General features: G+C 71.5%; 2 protein-coding genes. Both read left to right on the top strand.

Features of this window, described 5'->3' with window-relative positions:
* Positions 1-1,107: efflux RND transporter periplasmic adaptor subunit (locus AC30N0_RS18965; protein ID WP_489519446.1), on the top strand; the 1,107-nt coding region annotated here is incomplete at its 5' end.
* A partial coding sequence (locus tag AC30N0_RS18960; RefSeq protein ID WP_489519445.1) for an efflux RND transporter permease subunit occupies positions 1,104-4,188 on the top strand: 3,085 nt, incomplete at its 3' end. The genes AC30N0_RS18965 and AC30N0_RS18960, both read left to right, overlap by 4 nt.

Below are 4,188 nucleotides of genomic sequence, written 5' to 3'. Positions count from 1 at the left end.
GCCGTCCTGCTGACCGGCGCCTTGCCGGCGCAGGCGCAGGGCGAAGCCGACAAGAAGGCGGCAGCGGCGGCGCCGCGCCCGGCGCTCACCGTCACGGTCGCCCGGCCCGAGCCGACCAGCGTGCCGCTGCGCATCGCCGCCAACGGCAACATCGCGCCCTGGCAGGAGGCCGTGATCGGCACCGAGGCCAACGGGCTCCGCCTGGCCGACGTCAAGGTCAACGTCGGCGACGTGGTCCGGCGCGGCCAGGTGCTCGCCACCTTCGCGGCCGAGACGATGCAGGTCGAGCTGGCGCAGCAGCGCGCCGCCGTCGCCGAGGCCGAGGCGACGCTGGCCGAAGCGAGCGCCAATGCCGAGCGGGCCAAGAGCCTGCAGGCCACCGGCGCGCTCAGCGAAACGACGATCAACCAGTACGTGACCGCGGAGCGGACGGCGCGGGCCCGTCTCGACGCGCAGCGGGCCGCGACGCGGGCGCGCCAGCTGCGGGTGTCGCAGACCGCCGTCCTGGCCCCGGACGACGGCGTGATTTCGGCCCGCAGCGCCACCGTCGGCGCCGTTCTGCCGGCCGGCCAGGAGCTGTTCCGAATGATCCGCAAGGGCCGCCTGGAGTGGCGCGCCGAGGTGGCGTCGTCCGACCTGGCCAGCGTGCGCGCCGGCATGCAGGCGACCGTCGTGCCGCCGAGCGGGGCGCCGCTGGTCGGCACGGTGCGCATGGTCGCGCCGACGGTCGATGCGCAGACGCGCAACGGCCTCGTCTACGTCGACCTGCCGGGTGGCGGCAGCGCCCGCGCCGGCATGTTCGCGCGCGGCGAGTTCGGGATCGGCGAATCGAGCGCGCTCACCCTGCCGCAGACGGCGGTCCTGCTCCGCGAGGGCTTCAGCTTCGTCATGCAGGTCGGCCCCGACGGCAAGATCGTCGAGCGCAAGGTGCAGACCGGCCGCCGCGTCGGCGACCGCATCGAGATCGTCTCCGGGCTGCCGGCCGACGCCCGCGTCGTCGCCCAGGGCGGCGGCTTCCTCGCCGACGGCGACCTGGTCCGCGTCGTCGACGCGCCCGCCGCGGCCTCGGCGGTCACCGCCCGCAACGCGTCGAGCGTCCGGCCATGAACGTCTCCACCTGGTCGATCAAGAACCCGGTGCCGTCGGTGCTGCTGTTCATCATGCTGACGATCCTCGGCCTGATGAGCTTCCGCTCGATGAAGATCCAGAACTTCCCGGACATCGACCTGCCGACGATCATCGTCACGGCCTCGCTGCCGGGCGCCGCGCCGGCGCAGCTCGAGACCGAGGTGGCCCGCAAGATCGAAAACTCGATCGCCACGCTGCAGGGCGTCAAGCACATCTACACCAAGGTGCAGGACGGCACGGCGACGATCTCGACCGAGTTCCGCCTCGAGAAGCCGACCCAGGAAGCGCTCGACGACGTGCGCGACGCAGTGCAGCGGATCCGCTCCGACCTGCCCGGCGACCTGCGCGACCCCGTCATCACGAAGATGGAGCTGGCCGGCGCGCCGATCCTCACCTACACCGTGTCGTCGACGCGGATGGACGACGAGGCGCTGTCGTGGTTCGTCGACAACGAGGTCACCCGGGCCATGCTCACCGTGCGCGGCGTCGGTGCGGTCAGCCGCGTCGGCGGCGTCGCGCGCGAGGTCCGGGTCGAGCTCGACCCGGCCCGGCTGCTCGCCCTCAACGCCACCGCCTCCGACATCTCGCGGCAGCTGCGCAGCATCCAGCAGGAAGCCTCGGGCGGCCGCACCGACGTCGGCGGCAGCGAGCAGTCGGTGCGCACGATCGCCACCGTGCAGTCGGCCGAGCAGCTGGCCCGGCTCGAGATCGCGCTGGCCGACGGCCGACGGATCCGCCTTTCCGACGTCGCCACCGTCAGCGACACGACGGCCGAGCAGCGCAGCGCGGCGCTGCTCAACGGCAAGCCGGTGGTCGGCTTCGAGATCGTCCGCTCCCGCGGCGCCGGCGAGACCGAGGTCGCGGCCGGCGTGCGCGAACGCATCGGGAAGCTGAAGGCGGAGCACCCGGACAGCGTCGTCACCGAGGCCTTCAACTTCATCGATCCGGTGCAGGAGAACTACGACGGCTCGATGCTGCTGCTCTACGAAGGCGCGGCGCTGGCGGTGCTGGTCGTCTTCCTGTTCCTGCGCGACTGGCGGGCGACGCTGGTCTCGGCGACCGCCCTGCCGCTGTCGGTGATCCCGGCCTTCTGGGTCATGAACCTGATGGGCTTCTCGATCAACGTCGTGACCCTGCTCTCGCTGTCGCTCGTCGTCGGCATCCTGGTCGACGACGCCATCGTCGAGATCGAGAACATCATGCGCCACCTGCGCATGGGCAAGTCGCCGCTCGACGCGGCGCGCGACGCCGCCGACGAGATCGGCCTGGCGGTCATCGCCACCTCGTTCACGCTGATCGCCGTCTTCCTGCCGACGGCGTTCATGTCCGGCGTGCCCGGCAAGTTCTTCGTCCAGTTCGGCTGGACCGCGGCGATCGCCGTCTTCTGGTCGCTCGTCGTCGCCCGCATGCTGACGCCGATGATGGCCGCCTACATCCTCAAGCGGCCGAAGAAGGAGGAGCAGGAGGCGAGCTGGCTGAAGCACTACATGGTCGTCGTCCGCTGGTGCCTCAGGCATCGCTGGGCGACGATGGCGGCGACCGGCGTCTTCGCCGTGCTGTCGCTGCTGCCGATGGCGCTCGGCCTGATCCCCGGCGCCTTCATTCCGCCCGACGACCTCTCGCAGACGCAGGTCAGCCTGGCGCTGCCGCCCGGCAGCACCTTCCGGCAGACGCTCGCCACCGCCGAGCAGGCGCGCGCCATCCTCGAGAAGGACAAGGACGTCAAGCTGATCTACACCGCCGTCGGCGGTGGCAACACCGGCAGCGACCCGTTCGCGATGGGCGGCGTGCCCGAGGTGCGGCAAGCCACGCTCACGCTCAACCTGACGCCACGCGGCGAGCGCGGCGGCGTCACCAAGCAGGCCGTCGAATCGCGCCTGCGCGACTCGCTCGCCGTCATCCCGGGCGCGCGCGTCAAGGTCGGCTTCGGCGGCTCGAGCGAGAAGTACGTCATCGTCCTCGCCGGCGAGAACGGCCGCGTCCTCAGCGAGCACGCGGCCAAGGTCGAGCGCGAGCTGCGCACCATCCCGGGCATCGGCAACGTCGTGTCGACGTCGAGCCTGACCCGGCCCGAGCTGATCGTGCGGCCCGACTCGGCGCGTGCCGCCGACCTCGGCGTCACCTCGGCGGCGATCGCCGACACGCTGCGCATCGCCACCGCCGGCGACTACGACCAGGCGCTGGCCAAGCTCAACCTCAGCCAGCGCCAGGTGCCGGTCGTCGTGCGGCTGCCCGCGTCGGCGCGCACCGACCTCGACCTGCTGCAGCGCCTGCCGGTGCCCGGCGCGCGCGGCCCGGTGCCGCTCGGCAACGTCGCGACGCTGACCATCGAGAGCGGGCCGGCGCAGATCGACCGCTACGACCGCCTGCGCAACATCAACTTCGAGATCGAGCTGAACGGCCAGCCGCTCGGCCTGGTCAGCGAGCAGGCCAAGGCGCTGCCGAGCCTGGTCAGCCTGCCGAACGGCGTGATCCAGCAGGAGGTCGGCGATGCCGAGGCCTTCGCCGAGCTGGCGCAGAGCTTCCTGCTCGCCATCCTGACCGGCGTCGCCTGCATCTACGTCGTCCTCGTCCTGTTGTTCCACGCCTGGGTCCAGCCGGTGACGATCCTGGGCGCCCTGGTGCTGGCGATCCCCGGGGCGATGCTGGCCCTCTTCATCACCGGCCAGTCGCTGTCGATGCCGTCGATGATCGGCCTGATCATGCTGATGGGCATCGCGACGAAGAACTCGATCCTGCTCGTCGAGTACGCGATCATGGCCGAGCGCGACCACGCGATGTCGCGCTTCGAGGCCTTGCTCGACGCCTGCCACAAGCGGGCCCGGCCGATCGTCATGACGACGATCGCGATGGGCGCCGGCATGATGCCGATCGCCCTCGGCATCGGCGTCGACCCGAGCTTCCGGGCGCCGATGGCGATCGTCGTGATCGGCGGCCTGATCACCTCGACCTTCCTCAGCCTGCTCGTGATCCCGGTCCTCTTCACCTTCGTCGACGACCTCGTGCAGGGCACGAAGCGGCTATTCCGGCGCCGTGGCGGCGCCGGCACGACCGGCGGGC

The organism is Rhizobacter sp. (assembly GCF_031412495.1).
Classification (GTDB): domain Bacteria; phylum Pseudomonadota; class Gammaproteobacteria; order Burkholderiales; family Burkholderiaceae_C; genus Schlegelella_A.
Note: the sequence above shows the minus strand (reverse complement) of the source record. Positions and strands in the feature narration are given on the sequence as shown.